At 67.2% G+C, this 15,249-nt stretch carries 16 protein-coding genes; 2 read left to right on the plus strand and 14 right to left on the minus strand.

The annotated features are described in order from the left end of the window. Positions 1-3: 3 nt before the first annotated feature. The 8 genes from ITX31_RS05380 to clpS all read right to left on the minus strand — a co-directional run bounded on the left by ITX31_RS05380 (position 4) and on the right by clpS (position 6,059). On the minus strand, positions 4-1,017 hold the full coding sequence (locus ITX31_RS05380) for an exonuclease domain-containing protein (RefSeq protein WP_194782469.1): 1,014 nt from the start codon (positions 1,015-1,017) through the stop codon (positions 4-6). Position 1,018: 1 nt separating this feature from the next. Continuing rightward, positions 1,019-1,705, minus strand: a complete 687-nt coding sequence (locus ITX31_RS05385) for a DedA family protein (protein WP_194782470.1) — start codon at positions 1,703-1,705, stop codon at positions 1,019-1,021. 100 nt (positions 1,706-1,805) lie between these two features. Continuing rightward, complete coding sequence (gene rdgB, locus ITX31_RS05390; protein WP_194782471.1) at positions 1,806-2,453, minus strand: RdgB/HAM1 family non-canonical purine NTP pyrophosphatase; 648 nt, start codon at positions 2,451-2,453, stop codon at positions 1,806-1,808. Beyond that, entirely contained in the window at positions 2,450-3,205 is a 756-nt protein-coding gene (gene rph, locus ITX31_RS05395; protein ID WP_323745590.1) for a ribonuclease PH, read from the minus strand. The genes rdgB and rph overlap by 4 nt, the downstream gene beginning before the upstream one ends. Positions 3,206-3,214: 9 nt before the next feature. Then, positions 3,215-4,096 carry an MBL fold metallo-hydrolase gene (locus tag ITX31_RS05400; protein WP_194782472.1) on the minus strand — a complete coding sequence of 294 codons (882 nt, stop codon included), beginning with the start codon at positions 4,094-4,096 and terminating at the stop codon, positions 3,215-3,217. Beyond that, the gene (murI, locus tag ITX31_RS05405; RefSeq protein ID WP_194782473.1) at positions 4,093-5,067 is read right to left on the minus strand and encodes a glutamate racemase; all 975 of its coding nucleotides are present in this window, start codon (positions 5,065-5,067) and stop codon (positions 4,093-4,095) included. The genes ITX31_RS05400 and murI overlap by 4 nt, the downstream gene beginning before the upstream one ends. A gap of 88 nt (positions 5,068-5,155) precedes the next feature. Then, entirely contained in the window at positions 5,156-5,719 is a 564-nt protein-coding gene (locus ITX31_RS05410) for a DUF2017 domain-containing protein (protein WP_194782474.1), read from the minus strand. A gap of 31 nt (positions 5,720-5,750) precedes the next feature. Continuing rightward, entirely contained in the window at positions 5,751-6,059 is a 309-nt protein-coding gene (gene clpS, locus ITX31_RS05415) for an ATP-dependent Clp protease adapter ClpS (protein WP_194782475.1), read from the minus strand. A 96-nt stretch (positions 6,060-6,155) separates the two neighbouring features. Between clpS and ITX31_RS05420 the strand changes: the two genes are divergently transcribed. Together ITX31_RS05420 and ITX31_RS05425 are read left to right on the plus strand one after the other, a co-directional pair. Beyond that, a complete protein-coding gene (locus tag ITX31_RS05420; protein ID WP_194782476.1) occupies positions 6,156-7,490 on the plus strand; it encodes a nicotinate phosphoribosyltransferase in 1,335 nt (444 codons plus the stop codon). Then, positions 7,487-8,104, plus strand: coding sequence for a nicotinamidase (locus tag ITX31_RS05425; RefSeq protein ID WP_194782477.1), 618 nt, complete (start codon positions 7,487-7,489; stop codon positions 8,102-8,104). Before ITX31_RS05420 ends, ITX31_RS05425 begins: the two co-directional genes overlap by 4 nt. A gap of 75 nt (positions 8,105-8,179) precedes the next feature. Here ITX31_RS05425 and ITX31_RS05430 read toward each other — a convergent pair whose 3' ends face one another. The 6 genes from ITX31_RS05430 to ITX31_RS05455 form a co-directional block, all read right to left on the minus strand. Beyond that, complete coding sequence (locus ITX31_RS05430; RefSeq protein ID WP_194782478.1) at positions 8,180-9,970, minus strand: DEAD/DEAH box helicase; 1,791 nt, start codon at positions 9,968-9,970, stop codon at positions 8,180-8,182. Then, positions 9,967-11,382, minus strand: a complete 1,416-nt coding sequence (locus tag ITX31_RS05435) for an MFS transporter (protein WP_194782479.1) — start codon at positions 11,380-11,382, stop codon at positions 9,967-9,969. Before ITX31_RS05435 ends, ITX31_RS05430 begins: the two co-directional genes overlap by 4 nt. A gap of 65 nt (positions 11,383-11,447) precedes the next feature. Further along, on the minus strand, positions 11,448-11,753 hold the full coding sequence (locus tag ITX31_RS05440) for a DUF3039 domain-containing protein (RefSeq protein WP_091603505.1): 306 nt from the start codon (positions 11,751-11,753) through the stop codon (positions 11,448-11,450). A 40-nt stretch (positions 11,754-11,793) separates the two neighbouring features. Next, a complete protein-coding gene (locus ITX31_RS05445) occupies positions 11,794-13,365 on the minus strand; it encodes a transporter (RefSeq protein ID WP_194782480.1) in 1,572 nt (523 codons plus the stop codon). Then, on the minus strand, positions 13,347-14,183 hold the full coding sequence (locus tag ITX31_RS05450; protein WP_194782481.1) for an ABC transporter ATP-binding protein: 837 nt from the start codon (positions 14,181-14,183) through the stop codon (positions 13,347-13,349). The genes ITX31_RS05445 and ITX31_RS05450 overlap by 19 nt, the downstream gene beginning before the upstream one ends. Before the next feature lie 100 nt (positions 14,184-14,283). Then, positions 14,284-15,225 carry a tetratricopeptide repeat protein gene (locus ITX31_RS05455; RefSeq protein ID WP_194782482.1) on the minus strand — a complete coding sequence of 314 codons (942 nt, stop codon included), beginning with the start codon at positions 15,223-15,225 and terminating at the stop codon, positions 14,284-14,286. Between the last annotated feature and the right edge of the window lie 24 nt (positions 15,226-15,249).

Below are 15,249 nucleotides of genomic sequence, written 5' to 3' on the forward strand. Positions count from 1 at the left end.
AGCCTACTGGCTGCCGGCCGGCCAGGTTCCGCCGATCATCTGCAGGAACTCCGCTTCGGAGAGCACCTCGATGTTCTGCCCGCGGTCGTGCAGTTCCAGCACCCGGCGTGCCTTGCCCGTGACGCGGCCGCCGCGCAGGTCCCCTGCCTCGAACCCGTCGCCGACCACCAGGACGGTAGTGGACCGGGTGACGTTGCTTGCGGTACGGGCGCCGAGTTCTGCCGCCCGTTCCTTGGCACTCTGCCGGGGCATGCCCAGGTTCCCGGTAAAGACGACCGTTTGCCCGTAAAGCGGGTGCCCGGGACGGGCGTCCGGGTTGGGCGGCGGATTGACGCCCTCAGACGGCCAGCCGCTGAAGAACGACGACGCTGCTGCCGCGGCCGCCGTTCCGGTTCCCCGTTCAAGTGCGTCCCGGGTGGCTTTGGAGAGCGGGTCTATTCCGGGCCGGTAAGCCGGTGCATGGTTGGGCCGCAGCCCCTGCAGGGCGAAATACTCTGCCAGGCTGCCGGCCCCGGAGCGCGCCACAATATCAATGAGGATTCCAGCGCACGCCCGGGCGTCCGCCGTGGCGTCGTGGTGGTTCTCCAGCGGAACGCCGGCTGCCTCCGCTACGAACGGCAGTGAATGTGAGGGCAGCGAATAGGTCCGCCGGGACAGGACCACGGTGCAGGCATAGTCATACGCCGGTACTGGAAGCCCGGAAACTTCCAGGGCGGACCGGATGACGCCAAGGTCGAAGGCTGCGTTGTGGGCCGCCAGGAGGTCATCGCCAATAAAGGCACCGATCTCCGCGAACAGCTCCCCGAACCGCGGCTTTCCTGCCACCTGGTGGGCTTCGATTCCGTGGATGCGGATATTGCGCCGGTCGAAGAAGTCGTGACCGGCAGGCGGGCGCATCAGCCAGGACGCCTCTTCAACGATCCGTCCGTCCCGGACCTTGCTCAGGCCGACTGAGCAGGGGGAGCCCCGGAAACCGTTGGCTGTTTCAAAATCAATGGCGGTGAAATCTACGCCCACGTCAGGACTCTTCGGCCGCGCGCTGGGCCTTTCTCCGACGGTAGGAACGGATTTTGGACGTGACGTACCAGATGCCCGCCACAATAACTGCGGCAATGACTATCTTCTGGAAAATCCCGGCGTATTCCTCCACGATGTGCCAGCTCTCCCCCAGGAAATAACCCGAGAACACGAAGATGCTGTTCCAGATCAGGCTGCCGGCGGTGGTGAGGCCAATGAACTTGGGCAGGGGCATCTTTTCGATGCCGGCGGGGATTGAGATCAGCGACCTGAAGATGGGAATCATCCGGCCGAAGAAGACGGCTTTGTAGCCGTGCTTCAGGAACCAGGCCTCGACCTTGTCCACGTCCTCGATATCAACCAGCGGCACCTTCTCGACGATGGCGCGCATGCGGTCCCGGCCCAGCCAGGCGCCGAGCCCGTACAGCGCCCAGGCGCCGAGGACGGAACCCAGCGTGGTCCAGATCAGTGCCTCGACGATGGAAAAGTTCCCCTGGCTGGCAGCGAATCCAGCCAGTGGGAGGATGACTTCGCTCGGCAGCGGGGGGAAGAGGTTTTCAAGTGCGATCGCCAGGCCCGCACCGGGAGCGCCGATGGCTTCCATGATGTCCACGGCCCACTGGGCTACCCCTCCCAGGGCCGATGTGGAACTGGCGGGGTCTGCGGCGGCGCTGGTCAGGATACTCATATCGCAACCCATTGTGCCCTACCGTCCTGCCGGACAAGAACGAACCCGGCCGCGCCGGGGCGCCGCCGCCGCGATCCGCGGCGGCTCCCCGTGTGCTAAATCACGCGCCGCTGCCGGCCGGCGGTGCCGCCAGCACACGGACTATGGCCGGAAGCAATGCCCGGAATGCCTGTCCGCGGTGGCTGATGGCGTTCTTCTCGCTGCGCGAGAGTTCGGCACAGCTCCGGGTCTCCCCGTCCGGCTGCAGCACTGGATCATAGCCAAAGCCGCCGGTTCCCCGGGGTTCGGAGAGCAGCGTGCCGCGCAGCTCTCCGCGCTCCACGACGTCCTCTCCGTTGGGAACAGCCAGGGCTGCCGCACAGATAAACGCTGCACCGCGGTGCTCGGGGCCAATGTCGCCCAGCTGCGCCAGGAGCAGGTCCAGGTTGGCCTGGTCATTGCCGTGCACGCCGGACCAGCGTGCGGAGAAGATGCCGGGCGCCCCGCCCAGGACGTCGACGGCGAGGCCGGAGTCGTCCGCGATTGCCGGAAGCTTGGCTGCTTCGGCCACCGCCCTGGCCTTCAGAAGAGAGTTCTCTTCGAACGTGACCCCGGTTTCCGGCACGTCCGGAACGCCTGCTGTTTCGGCGTCAATGACCTGCGTATCGACGTCGAGCCCGTCGATCCGCCCGCGCAGCAGGTCTCGCAGTTCGTTCAGTTTCCCGGTGTTGCGGGTGGCCAGCACCAGCCGGGGCGCCGGCGCGTTCACGAGGCGGCCAGGGTCTCGCGCTGGATCTCGGCAAGCTGGGAGGTGCCCAGCAGCGCCAGGTCCAGCAGGGCATCCAGCTCGGCACGGTCGAAAGGAGCGCCTTCGGCGGTGCCCTGCACCTCGACGAACTTTCCGCTTCCGGTGACCACCACGTTCATGTCAGTTTCGGCCCGGACGTCTTCCACGTAGGGCAGGTCCAGCATCGGCACGCCGTCGATGATTCCCACGCTTACGGCAGCAACGGTGTCCAGCAGGGGGTTGGCGCTGCGTGCCACCAGCTTGTTTTCCTTGGCCCAGGCCAGCGCGTCCGCCAGTGCCACGTAGGCGCCGGTGATCGCGGCCGTCCGGGTACCGCCGTCGGCCTGCAGGACGTCGCAGTCCAAAACCACGGTGTTTTCGCCGAGGGCCCGGGTGTCGATCACCGAGCGCAGCGAACGCCCGATCAGGCGGGAGATCTCATGGGTGCGGCCGCCAATCCTGCCCTTCACCGACTCGCGGTCGTTTCGGGTGTTCGTGGCGCGCGGAAGCATGGCATATTCGGCCGTGACCCAGCCCTTGCCTTCCCCTTTCAGCCAGCGCGGTACACCCGCAGTCAGGGAGGCGGTGCACAGCACCCGGGTATTGCCGAATTCGATCAGTGCCGATCCTTCGGCCTGGGTGGACCAGCCGCGGGTGATGCTGATGGTGCGAAGCTGGTCGGGGGTGCGGCCGTCGGCGCGCAGGGCAGGCGAAGAATTCGGAACTGTAGTCATGCGGCCAGTCTATCGGCCGTGGACCGGCCGTCCCGAGGCAGGGTGCTCCAGCACTTCGCTCCCGTTCGCGGCCAGCGGCGGCGCGAAGTCGGTGCCGACATCGTAGGAGACACCGGCGACGGCCACGGCCAGGTCACCGTTGTACGTCTCACGGGCCTCGGCAACGGCGGTGTTCGCATCGTTCCATACCGGCAGGTGAGTGAGCAGCAGCCGGCGTGCCCCGGCGTCTGTTGCCGCCGCACCGGCACGCTTGCCGGTCAGGTGCACTCCGGCGATGGCGTCGTCGCGCCCCTCGTGGAAGGCGGCTTCGCACAGGAAGACGTCGGTGTCCCGTGCTGCCTCCACCAGGCCGGGGCATGAGTCGGTATCTCCGGAGTAGGCCAGCGTCCGTACCCGCCGGCTGCCATCCTCTGCGGGCTCCACTGCTTCGACGCGCAGCGCGTACGCCTCCTCCGCCGGGTGGGCCACGGGATACGGAGTCACGGTAAGCGGGCCGATCCGGACGGGTTCGCGGGCCTGCCACTGCAGGAACTCGAAATCTTCGTGCATGCCCGGATCCGGTTCCAGCCCATAGGCAACCGCGATCCGGTCCGCGGTCGCGGCGGGTCCGTAGACCTTGACCCGGTCACGTCCCCACCCGGCCGGATCCCAGTGGACCGCCACGTGCAGTCCGCACAGGTCCATGAAGTGGTCCGGGTGCAGGTGCGTGATAAGGACGGCATCGATGTCCTTCAGGTCCATGTAGCGCTGCAGGGTCCCCAATGAGCCGTTGCCCAGGTCAAGCAGGATTCGCCAGTCACGGACGCCGTCATTGGCTGTCACCAGGTAGCAGGAGGCAGGCGAGGCCGGTCCGGGGAAGGACCCGGAGCACCCCACGATCGTCAGTTTCATCGGGCACCGTTCCCCAGGGCAGCGTCCGCGGCCGGCAGTCCGGCCGAGGCGCGTGCCGCGGCAATCATTTCGGGCGTGATCCGGGCCAGGACACCGGTTGGATACCGTGCGGCCACGGAGTCCGCATGCTCCACCCGGAGGACCTCGGGACCGAGGAAGCGCCGGGCCAGCAGTTCAAACGAGTCAGCGTCCCCGGTGGCCACGAACCGGTGCTTGGGCGCAGTGCCTGCAGTGCGGGCCAGACCGTGGGTTATCAGGGCCCTGTACACGTCCTTGGCGGTTTCTTCGGCGCTTGAAACGAGCGTGACGTCCTCGCCCATGACATAGGAGATCACCCCGGTCAGCAGCGGATAGTGCGTGCAGCCCAGTACCAGGGTGTCCACACCGCGCTGCTTCAGCGGCGTGAGGTAGCCAACGGCGGCGTCCAGCACTTCCTTGCCGGCAGTAACCCCGGCTTCCACATACTCGACGAACGCAGGGCAGGCCACCGAGGAGACGCTCAGGTGCGGGGCGGCGGCGAATGTGTCGTCATAGGCGCGGGAACTCACCGTGGCGGCCGTGCCGATCACACCGATGCGCCCGGAGCGCGTGGCGGCCACTGCACGGCGGACGGCAGGCTGGATAACTTCCACGACGGGAATGCCGTAGCGGCCGGTATACCGTTCCCTGGCATCCCGCAGCACCGCGGCTGACGCCGAGTTGCACGCGATCACCAGGAGCTTGACGCCGGCGTCCACCAGTTCATCCATGACTCCCAGGGCATACGCCCTCACATCGGCGATCGGCAAGGGCCCGTAGGGGCCGTGGGCCGTGTCTCCGACGTAGAGAATCGATTCGTTCGGCAGCTGGTCAATCACGGCGCGGGCAACGGTGAGGCCCCCGACTCCGGAATCGAATATTCCAATCGGTGCGTCGGTTGTCTTCGGCAGGTCGTCCTTCAGCAGTGAAGTACCCGGATGGTCAGAGCTCATGATGTATCGACAATAGTCCCCGGACACCCCGGCATGCACTGCACCGCCAGTGGTCTTAGTCACAGAAACGGCGGGCCGGGCCCGCCGTTCAGCGCCGCGGGAGGCCGTCCAGCAGCGCCTTCATCAGGGTTTCCTGCAGCCAGGTGACGAAGTTGTAGATGAGCGCAAGGTACTGGTCCACGTCCTGCGCATCACCCGGCCCGGTGATCTCATGCAGCGCTTCGGCATCCTTGTCCGTCTTCAGGCCGAGCCTGGAGCCCAGGACAAGCCGTACGTCATTCAGTGCCTGGGCGAAGTGCCTGGCCTGCTCGTGGTCCAGGTGCAGCGGGCTGGACTCCAACGCCAGTGACGCTGCCCGCAGGGATCCGGTCTTTGCTTCACGCAGGGAGCGTTCGGTGAGCCGCCGGAACTCCAGGGCGTCGTCGTCGTTCCCTGCCACGGCATTCGGCAGCAGCCGCAGCAGTGCAGGATCTTCGGGTGCCTCGGCGCTGGTGTCCAGGCCGACCATGGCTGCCAGCGGATCTTCCGGCGCAGGGGTGGGAGGTTCGAGCATGGTGACGATGTCGGCGAACAGCCCGCGCAGCAGCGAGCGTTCGCCCGGCTCCAGCTGGGCGGTGATGCCTTTGCGGGTGAGCTTGAATCCGGTAGCCAAGAAGGACCTTTCCTGTGGTGTTCGGCCGTGCTTAGGCCTGGTCGGCTTTCTGGAACGTAGCCCAGAGACCGTAGGAGTGCATGGCGAGGGTGTGCCGCTCGGCTTCCTCGCGCGGACCGGTGGCCACCACCGATTTGCCGTCGTTGTGGACCTGCATCATCAACTGGTTCGCCTTGGACTCGGAGTAGCCGAAGTAGCTCTGGAAGACGTAGCTGACGTAGCTCATCAGGTTCACTGGGTCATTCCAGACAATCACTACCCAGGGCACATCGGCGGCTGTTTCCTCACTGGCCAGGAAGTCTGTCTGGGTCCCGGCGTCCGGGAGGGTGGCAACGCTCATGCTGCCAATTGTAGTTTGGGCAACGCGTCATACGGCCAGCGCTCCGCTGCCGCCGGGTGCGGCGCGGGCCGGGGGCGGCGGGTTAGAGTTTTGGATGTGAACGCTACCACCGCGTGGCAGCAGCCAAATGCTGCCCTGTACACCGACCACTACGAACTGACCATGCTGCAGGCCGCCCTGCACTCAGGCACGGCCGAACGTCGCTCAGTGTTCGAGGCCTTTGCCCGCAAACTTCCCGACGGCAGGCGCTACGGCATCGTCGCCGGAACCGGACGCCTGCTCGAGGCCCTGGAGAACTTCCGGTTCGAGGAACCGCAGCTGAACTTCCTGGCCGCCAACGGCGTCGTTGACGACCGGACGCTGGACTGGCTCGCTGACTTCCGTTTCTCCGGCACCATCACCGGTTATGCCGAGGGCGACGTCTATTTCCCCGGCTCCCCCATCCTGCAGGTCGAGTCGAGTTTTGGTGAGGCCTGCATCCTGGAGACGCTGATCCTCTCGGTGCTGAACCACGACTGCGCCATCGCATCAGCCGCCTCGCGGATGACCAGTGCCGCCGGCGGGCGCCCCTGCATCGAAATGGGATCCCGCCGCACCCATGAGGAAGCAGCCGTGGCTGCGGCGCGCGCCGCGGTCATTGCCGGCTTCGACAGCACCTCCAACCTGGAAGCCGGGCTCCGGTACGGCATCAAGACGGTGGGAACCGCGGCGCATTCCTTCACCCTCCTGCACGATTCGGAGGTGGACGCCTTCACCGCGCAGACCGCGGCGCTGGGAGTCAACACCTCACTGCTCGTGGACACGTACGACGTCGAACAGGGGGTCCGCAACGCCGTCGCCGTCGCGGGCCGGGAGCTGGGCGGCGTCCGGCTCGACTCCGGTGACCTGGTGGCCCAGGCCCAGTGGGTCCGCGAGCTGCTCGATGACCTGGGCAACACGTCCACCCGGATCATGGTGACCTCCGACCTGGATGAGTACGCCATCGCCGCACTGGGTTCCGCACCGGTGGATGCCTACGGCGTGGGTACCTCCCTGGTGACCGGCTCCGGAGCCCCCACTGCCGGGCTGGTCTACAAGCTCGTCAGCCGGGAAGGTACGGACGGAAACTTTGTTTCCGTGGCCAAGGCCGCCAAGAACAAGGCGTCCCAGGGCGGACACAAGTACGCGCTGCGCCGGATCAACGAGCGGGGCCGCGCCGTGACCGAAGTTGTGGGCGTTGGCGCCCTCCCGCTCAGCGACGGCAATGACCGCGAGCTGCTCGAGACCTTCGTCGCTGACGGCGCCGTGCAGCCCGGCTGGACCGGACCGGACGCCGTAGACCGCGCCCGTGCCCGCCATGAAGCTTCGCTGCTTGAGCTGCCGGCGGCGGCTTACCGCCTGCAACGCGGAGAACCCGTGATCCCCACCGAATTCGAGGAGGAAACCCGATGACACGTGCACTGATTGTGGTTGACGTCCAGAACGATTTCTGCGAAGGCGGCTCCCTGGCCGTGCCCGGCGGAACCGATGCCGCGGCGGAAATCAGCGACTACATCGAAACGTCCCGGGACAGATACGCGGCCGTCGTCGCCACCCAGGACTGGCACATTGAACCGGGCAGCCACTTCTCCGACAACCCCAACTTCCGTGATTCGTGGCCGGTGCACTGCGTGGCCGGCACTCACGGGGCGGCGCTGAACCAGGATCTGGACACGGAGTTCATCGACGCCTACTTCCGCAAAGGACAGTACGAGGCCGCTTACTCCGGCTTCGAGGGGCTGCTGGCTCCGGACGTCGAAGTGCCCCTAGGCGACCCCGACGCCGAGCCGGCGCCGGACGAGGACGCCGTCAGCCTTGACGACTGGCTGCGGGACAACGGCGTGGACGAGGTTGTGATCGTGGGCCTGGCCACCGACTACTGCGTCAAGGCAACTGCGCTGGACGCCATCGCGGCCGGTTACAACACTGCCGTCATCCCTGAGCTGTGCCGCGGCCTGGACCGGGTCGACGTTCGCGCCGCCCTGGACGAGCTGGAGGACGCCGGCGTCGAGCTGCTGGACCTCTAACCCCATCGATATGACAGAAACTGCCCGTATCGGCTCCGATACGGGCAGTTTCTGTCATCTCGATGAAGGGGCGGACTACTTGCGGCCGATAAACCAGTCCTGGAGCTTGGCAAGCCGCTTCTCCAGCTGCTCCTCGTTGGCCTGGGCCACGGCCGGTCCGCCGCAGATCCGGCGCAGTTCCGAATGCACCACGCCGTGCGGCATGCCTGACCGCGCGGACCAGGCGGAGACGTTCTTGGCCAGTTGGGCACGCAGCTCGGTCAGGTGCCGGTGGTCGGCAACTGACGGCAGCTGGTCCGGCACCACTTCCTCCGGCTTCTTCCGGCCGCGGCGGGAAAGCTGCTCCTGCTGACGCTGGCGGAGCAGCATGGTCACCTGGTCCGGGTCCAGCAGCCCGGGGATGCCCAGGAAGTCCTGCTCGTCCTCGCTGCCCAGCTCGCCGCCGGTGCCAAACTCGCCGCCGTCGAAAAGCACCCGGTCAAAGGACGCCTGCGACTCAAGCGCTTCGAACTTCTGCTTCTGCAGCTCGCCGGAGGCCTTCTCCTCCCGGTTCGCAGCTTCCATCAGGGAGTCGTCGAGGCCGAAGCCTTCTTCCTCCGCATGGTTCTCGGGCCGGTCCAGGGCGTGGTCGCGCTCAACTTCCATCTCATTGGCCAGGATCATCAGGTGCGGCACGGAGGGCAGGAACACCGAAGCCGTTTCGCCGCGTTTGCGGGCACGCACGAAGCGTCCCACGGCCTGGGCGAAGAACAGCGGCGTCGCGGTGGAGGTCGCATAGACGCCGACGGCGAGACGGGGCACGTCGACGCCTTCGGACACCATGCGCACGGCCACCATCCACCGCGAGGTTCCGGAGGAGAAGTCGTCGATCTTTTCCGACGCCTTCGCGTCGTCCGAAAGAATCACCGTGGGTGACTCCCCGGTGATTCTCTTCAGCTGGCCGGCGTAGGCCCGTGCGTCCTCGTGGTCGGTGGCAATCACCAGGCCGCCGGCGTCGGGCACGGTACGGCGGACCTCGCTCAGCCGGCGGTCGGCCGCCGCCAGGACGGCCGGGATCCACTCGCCCGTCGGGTTCAGTGCGGTGCGCCAGGCATGCGCCGTGATGTCCTTGGTAACAGCGGCCTCGCCAAGCGACGCAGCCATTTCCTCCCCGGCACTGTTGCGCCAGCGCATCTGGCCGGAATAGGCCATGAAGATCACCGGACGGACAACGTGGTCCTTTAGGGCCTGGCCGTAGCCGTAGGTGTAGTCAGCTTTGGAACGCCGGATTCCGGCGCCGTCCTCGATGTAGTCCACGAAGGGAATAGGCGCCGTATCCGAGCGGAACGGAGTACCGGTCAAGGCCAGGCGCTTCGCAGCCGGTTCAAAGGCCTCCCGGATGCCGTCGCCCCAGGACAGGGCATCACCGCCGTGGTGGATCTCGTCCAGGATCACCAGGGTGCGTGCCGCCTCGGTCTTGGCGCGGTGCAGCATCGGCTTGCTGGCAACCTGGGCGTAGGTGACGGCAACGCCGATGAAACCGTGGCCGTGCCTCCCGTCGGCGTTCTTGAAGTTCGGGTCCAGCGCGAGGCCGACGCGGGCGGCAGCATCAGCCCACTGCCGCTTCAGGTGGTCCGTAGGCGCCACCACGGTTATTCGGTTGATGATCCCCCGGTCCACCAGCTCGGTGGCCACGCGCAGGGCGAAGGTGGTCTTTCCGGCGCCGGGCGTCGCGACGGCGAGGAAATCGCCGTCGTTCTTCGCGAAGTATCGCTCCAGGGCTTCGGCCTGCCACTGGCGCAGCTTCGGGGCTGTTCCCCAGGCTGCTCGCTCAGGGTATGCAGGGGGCAATGCCGGTCCGCCGCCGAACAGGGTATCGGGACTCACGCTTGGGAATGCACCTTTCCGGTACTTGGTCTAACACTTGCACTGCGGATGCCCGCTGCCGTTCCAATCACGGCGAACACCGCCAGGACCAGCCACATCAGGGAATATCCGGGTTCCCGGCCCACCGGCTGCTGCACCAGGACCGCCAGCAGCACCCCGCCCAACGCGGTGCCTGCTACGGCGCCCACCTGGTCGGAGAGCTGGAGCGATGCGGAATTCCTCCCCCGGTCAGCTGCCGAGGACGCGTCCAGCACCAGGACCGAAGTACTGGAAAGCGCCGCACCCATGGCCACTCCGGCCAGCGACCAGACGGCCACCAGGAGCCAGAACGGGGCCTGCGCTCCTGCCAGCAGACCGGTGCCGCCAATCGAGAGTGCCAGCAGTCCCGAACCTCCGGCCAAAAGCAGGTATCGCCGTGGCCCCGGGACCCGTGCCTGCACGAAGGATCCAATGGCCCAGCCTACCGCGCCCGCGGTCAGCGCGATTCCGGCCGTGGCCGGGCTCACCCCGTAAACGGCCAGCAGCATGACGGGCATAAAGGCCTCGGCGGAAACGAACGCGGCGTTGATCAGTCCGCGTGTCGCTACGACTGAGGGCAGGCCGCGCCGCAGCCAGAGAGTGCCCCGGGGCAGCAGCACGGCAAGCGCCGCCGCGGCAGCCAGCACGCCGGCGGCTGCCAGCAGGCCCAGAAGAGCCGATCCCCGGGCGGCGGCTTCGTTGGCGGCCCACTGAGCGGCGAATACGCCGCCGGCCAGGAACATACCCCACACCGCACGGCGCCGGCCCAGCGCAGGGTCAAGCTCGGGATTCTCCGGGGCACCGAGATGCCGTACCCGCGGCCACACGAGTGCGGCGGCAACCACCACGATCGGAATGGCGACGGCGAAGACCCACCGCCAGCTCGCGTACTGCGCCAGCAGCCCGGCTGCCAGCGGCCCCACCATCGACGGCAGGATCCAGGCCGTCGCAACCCACCCAAAAACCACGGGCTGCAGCCTCGAGGGATACACCTGGCCGATGATCACGTACAGCGCAACCACCATGGCGCCGCTGCCCAGTCCGGAGACTGCCCGGCCGGCGGTGACCAGCCAGAACTCCCCCGCGGCGGCCGACAGCACCAGTCCCGCAATCAGCAGGGCCATGCCGGTCAGCAGCGGACGGCGGGGTCCCTCGGCGTCGCAGCGCGAACCGGCCACCACGGAGCCAAGCAGCGACGCCGTCAGGAACATCGAGAAGGCAAGTCCGTACCCCGCGCCGGCCCCCAGGTCGTCTCCAATCACCGGCATCGCCGTCGTGACCGCCATGGCCTCGAAAGCCACACAGGTGACAATCGCTACGACGCCGAGGGTCAGCGGCCGGAAGGCAGCGGACATTGCACCGTCAGGCCTGTCCGCGGGCAGGGGCTCACTCATAGGGGCATCAGGACTTTACTGCCGTCTGGTGTGCGACGGCGACGAGGGGCTGGGGCAGGGCGGAGCTACTTCTTTCCGCCGTCATCCTTGCCCGGGCGCAGCCCTTCGTAGATCTCCTTGCAGGCGGGGCAGACCGGGAACTTCTTGGGGTCCCGGCCCGGAGTCCAGACCTTGCCGCACAGGGCAATCACCGGCTCCCCCGACAGGGCCGATTCCATGATCTTTTCCTTGCGGACGTAGTGCGAGAAACGCTCGGCGTCGCCCGGCTCAACCAGCTCGCGCTGCTCTTCGCGCTCGATGACTGCGGTGGAGGAACCGCTGTCAGCCCGGCGCATGGGGTCGGATTCGAAGGGATCAGGAGGCAGAGTCATGTCCCCATCTTAGTACCCGGAGCATCGGGAAGCCCGGCTCCTACTTGTTCACGGATACTGCCTGCAGGACCTCGGGACCGCGCCTATCCAGCCAGCGCCCGCCTATCCGAATGCCTGCCGCCATTGCCGCGGATCCGTAGACCACGCCCACGGCCAGGCTCACCCAGCCCCAGACACTTCCCAGCCCGAAGACGTACAGCGCCGCGGGAACGAGCAGCGGGATGGTGATCACGAACTGCATGGCCATCCACAGGAACTGGACCAGCATGGTCCGTCCTGTCGAACCGGGAGGCGTCTTGAAGGCGTTCTCCCCCGGCAGCGGCACGTTGTAGGTGTACCGGGCGGAGAAGACACTGGAGAGTCCCAGCCCGCTCAGCAGCAGCCCAAGGCAGAGTCCGAGCAGCACAGGTATGTCCTCCGGCCTGCCCAGGACGACCGGCGGGACGATGGCTGCGGCAAGCGTTGCCGGCAGGGCAAATACGGCACAGGCAAGCGCGCGCCCGGCCCGGTCTGCGGTCCCGGTAACTCCCGTTGAGAGATGCAGGGCAAACGCGGTGTTGTCGTAGGAGATGTCCGCCGAGATGCCGAAGGCGAGCAGGAAAGCCACCAGCGGGCCGATGCCCAGGACTACCGGTGGCAGCCCCTCGGTCTGCACCGCAAAGATCAGGACGACGGCGAGCACCGGAACGATGATCAGCGAGGCACTGTAGCGCGGGTCGCGGACCCAGTACGTGAGCGCCCTGGCCGCTACGGCACCCGTGGGCGTGGCCGGGAAGCGGGCAAAGAAGCCGAGTTTGCCGGCGCTGCGGCTCGCGGTGGCGTTATGGGCGGGGGTGACGAGGGCCCTGGCCAGCAGCGCTTTCCAGGCCCATGAGATCAGGGCCAGGAACAGGACGGAGATGACCAGGCGGAGCATGCCCGTGCCGGCGCTGCCAAGTGCGACGTCGCCCGGGACCGCCCAGGCTGCGCCCAGCGGCGTCCAGGCCAGAATGCCGGCCAGCCGGGCGAGGAAATCTCCCTCAATGGTGATGGCGGTGGCGGTGAAGCCGATGACCGGGCCGATGAACATCAGCGGAATGATCAGCACGAGTCCCGAAACGTCCTTGAAGCGGCGGCTGGAGGCCAGCGACGTCGTGGCCGCCACCCCGAGCCGGGCGATGACCACGCAGGTCAGGACGGCTACCAGTGCAGCCGGAATGCCGGCAACGACGGCGGCGGGATGCTGCCACCAGGCCACGGCCTGGATCAGCGCGGCGCCCAGGGTGATGATGCCGGGGATGCCGATGAGGGAAGCAAGCGCCAGGCCCAGGATCATCTGGCGCATGGGAATCGCAAAGGTCACGAAGCGGGCCGGGTCCAGCGTCATATCGACGCCGGTGGCCACCACCGGGATCACTGCCCAGCCCAGGACCGCAGCGGAACCGCCGAGGACCACCAGGGTCCGCGCAAGCTCGGGATCGTTGAGGGTGAGGAAGAAGAGCCCGGCAAGCATGAGCCCGAGGATGCCGAGGCCGTAGAGCGCGCCGAAGGCGATGCCGACGATCTGCCACGGACTGCGCTTGAGCGAGTTACGCAGCAGGATCAGCTTGAGCTTTAGGAGGTGCGCAACCATGAGAGGCCCTCCGAGGTGCTGCGTCCGCCCACCAGGCTCACGAAGGTGTCTTCAAGGCTCTGCCCGCCGCGGACTTCGTCCACGGTTCCGGCTGCCAGGACGTTGCCGGCGGCCACCACGGCAACGTGGTCGCACATGCGCTGCACCAGGTCCATCACGTGGCTGGAGACGATCACGGTACCGCCCGAGGAGACGTAGTCCGCCAGGATGTCCCGGATGTTGGCTGCGGACACGGGATCCACCGCTTCGAACGGCTCGTCGAGGACCAGCAGCCGCGGGGCGTGGATCAGCGCGGACGCCAGGGCGATTTTTTTGGTCATGCCGGCGGAGTAGTCCACCACCAAAGTGCCGGCGTCGGCTGCCAGATCCAGGGCCTTGAGCAGGTCTGCGGTCCGTTCGGCCACGGTTTCCCGGTCCATGCCGCGCAGCAGGCCGGCGTACGTGACAAGCTGTTCGCCGGTCAGCCGGTCAAAGAGCCGCACACCGTCCGGCAATACGCCCATCAGCCGCTTGGCTTCGAGCGGCTTCTCCCAGACGTCAACGCCGTGTACCCATACCTTGCCGTAGTCCGGGCGCATGAGTCCGGTGGCCATGGAGAGCGCCGTGGTCTTGCCCGCGCCGTTGGGGCCAACGAGACCGTAGAAGGACCCTGCCGGCACGTCAAGGTCGATGCCGTTGACGGCAATCTTCTCGCCGAACCGCTTGGCCAGCCCGCGGATGGCCAAAGCAGGTGCCGGCTGGCTTGATCCGTCCGGGGCCGGCTGGACGTTCTGCGGTTCTCCGCCGGGCGCGGCGGCAGGATCAGGAATTCGGTTCATACCAAAAACCTAGCAAGCGGCGCCTTCACAGACCTCCGCCTTACGAAGGAAATCCGCTTCGGGAAACGGTGCCCGCACCCCGCCGCCCGGACTAGGAACTTTAGAACAGAGCCCGGGCCAGGGCGGAGCGGGCCTTGGTCACCCTCGGATCTGACGGCCCGGCAATTTCGAAGAGGTCCAGCAAACGCAGGCGGACACGCTCGCGGTCATCCCCGCTGCTGCGGGAAATGAGCCTGACCAGCCGGTTGAACGCGTCTTCGACGTGGCCTCCGGAAACATCAAGGTCCGCTACCGCAAGCTGGGCATCGACGTCGTCGGGCTTTTCCGCAGCCGCGGTGCGCAGCGCCTCAGCGTCCGCGTCCTTAAGCCGCTGCATCAGCTCAACCTGGGCGAGGCCGGCCTTGGCGTCCGCATCCGCGGGCTGTTCCGCCAGGGCCTTGCGGTAGGCGGCAGCCGCGCCGTCGTAGTCCCCGGCCACTATTGCGTCATACGCTTCCTGGTGCAGCGGCGGAAGCGGCGCTTCCTCCTCCGCCGCGGGGCCTGCCTCGCCAAGTGAACCGCTGACACCGTTCGCCTCGGCCACCTGCATCAGCTCGGTGATCAGGGCACGGATCTGCTCGGCCGGAGCCGGGCGGTCCAGCAGCGGCACCGGCTGGCCTTTGACGACTGCGGCGACGGTTGGCACCGCAACGGCCTGGAACGCCTGCGCTATCTGCGGGTGGGCGTCGACGTCGACGTTGGCCAGCAGCAGCCGTCCCTGCCGGTCTGCCGCCTCCTGTTCCAGCACGGCGGTAACCTCTGCCGATTCAGGACTCCGCGGGGAGTAGAGGTTTACGATCACGGGCACCGTGGCTGAAAGCTGCACCACCTGGGGAAAGGTCTGTTCTGACACCTCCACCACATAGGAGGAGGGCCCCTCCCCTGGTCCGCCGGCCGCAGCGGGAGGCGGGGCGCTCGCCCGGTTTTTGAGTGCGGAGAGGTCCACCGCTCCCCGAAGGTTCATGGACGGAGCGGGCGCAGGGCGGTGGTTCGGTGTGCTCATGGCTTCAACCCTAATACGGCTTCC

The organism is Arthrobacter gandavensis, assembly GCF_015355785.1.
GTDB classification, from domain to species: domain Bacteria; phylum Actinomycetota; class Actinomycetes; order Actinomycetales; family Micrococcaceae; genus Arthrobacter_B; species Arthrobacter_B gandavensis_A.

Coding starts and splice junctions, on each gene's coding strand:
- ITX31_RS05445 (WP_194782480.1), bottom strand. CDS start 13,365: ATGGTTGCGCACCTCCTAAAGCTCAAGCTGATCCTGCTGCGTAACTCG.
- ITX31_RS05425 (WP_194782477.1), top strand. CDS start 7,487: ATGACACGTGCACTGATTGTGGTTGACGTCCAGAACGATTTCTGCGAA.
- ITX31_RS05385 (WP_194782470.1), bottom strand. CDS start 1,705: ATGAGTATCCTGACCAGCGCCGCCGCAGACCCCGCCAGTTCCACATCG.
- clpS (WP_194782475.1), bottom strand. CDS start 6,059: ATGAGCGTTGCCACCCTCCCGGACGCCGGGACCCAGACAGACTTCCTG.
- murI (WP_194782473.1), bottom strand. CDS start 5,067: ATGAGCTCTGACCATCCGGGTACTTCACTGCTGAAGGACGACCTGCCG.
- ITX31_RS05435 (WP_194782479.1), bottom strand. CDS start 11,382: ATGAGTGAGCCCCTGCCCGCGGACAGGCCTGACGGTGCAATGTCCGCT.
- rph (WP_323745590.1), bottom strand. CDS start 3,205: ATGACTACAGTTCCGAATTCTTCGCCTGCCCTGCGCGCCGACGGCCGC.
- ITX31_RS05455 (WP_194782482.1), bottom strand. CDS start 15,225: ATGAGCACACCGAACCACCGCCCTGCGCCCGCTCCGTCCATGAACCTT.
- ITX31_RS05440 (WP_091603505.1), bottom strand. CDS start 11,753: ATGACTCTGCCTCCTGATCCCTTCGAATCCGACCCCATGCGCCGGGCT.
- ITX31_RS05400 (WP_194782472.1), bottom strand. CDS start 4,096: ATGAAACTGACGATCGTGGGGTGCTCCGGGTCCTTCCCCGGACCGGCC.
- ITX31_RS05450 (WP_194782481.1), bottom strand. CDS start 14,183: ATGAACCGAATTCCTGATCCTGCCGCCGCGCCCGGCGGAGAACCGCAG.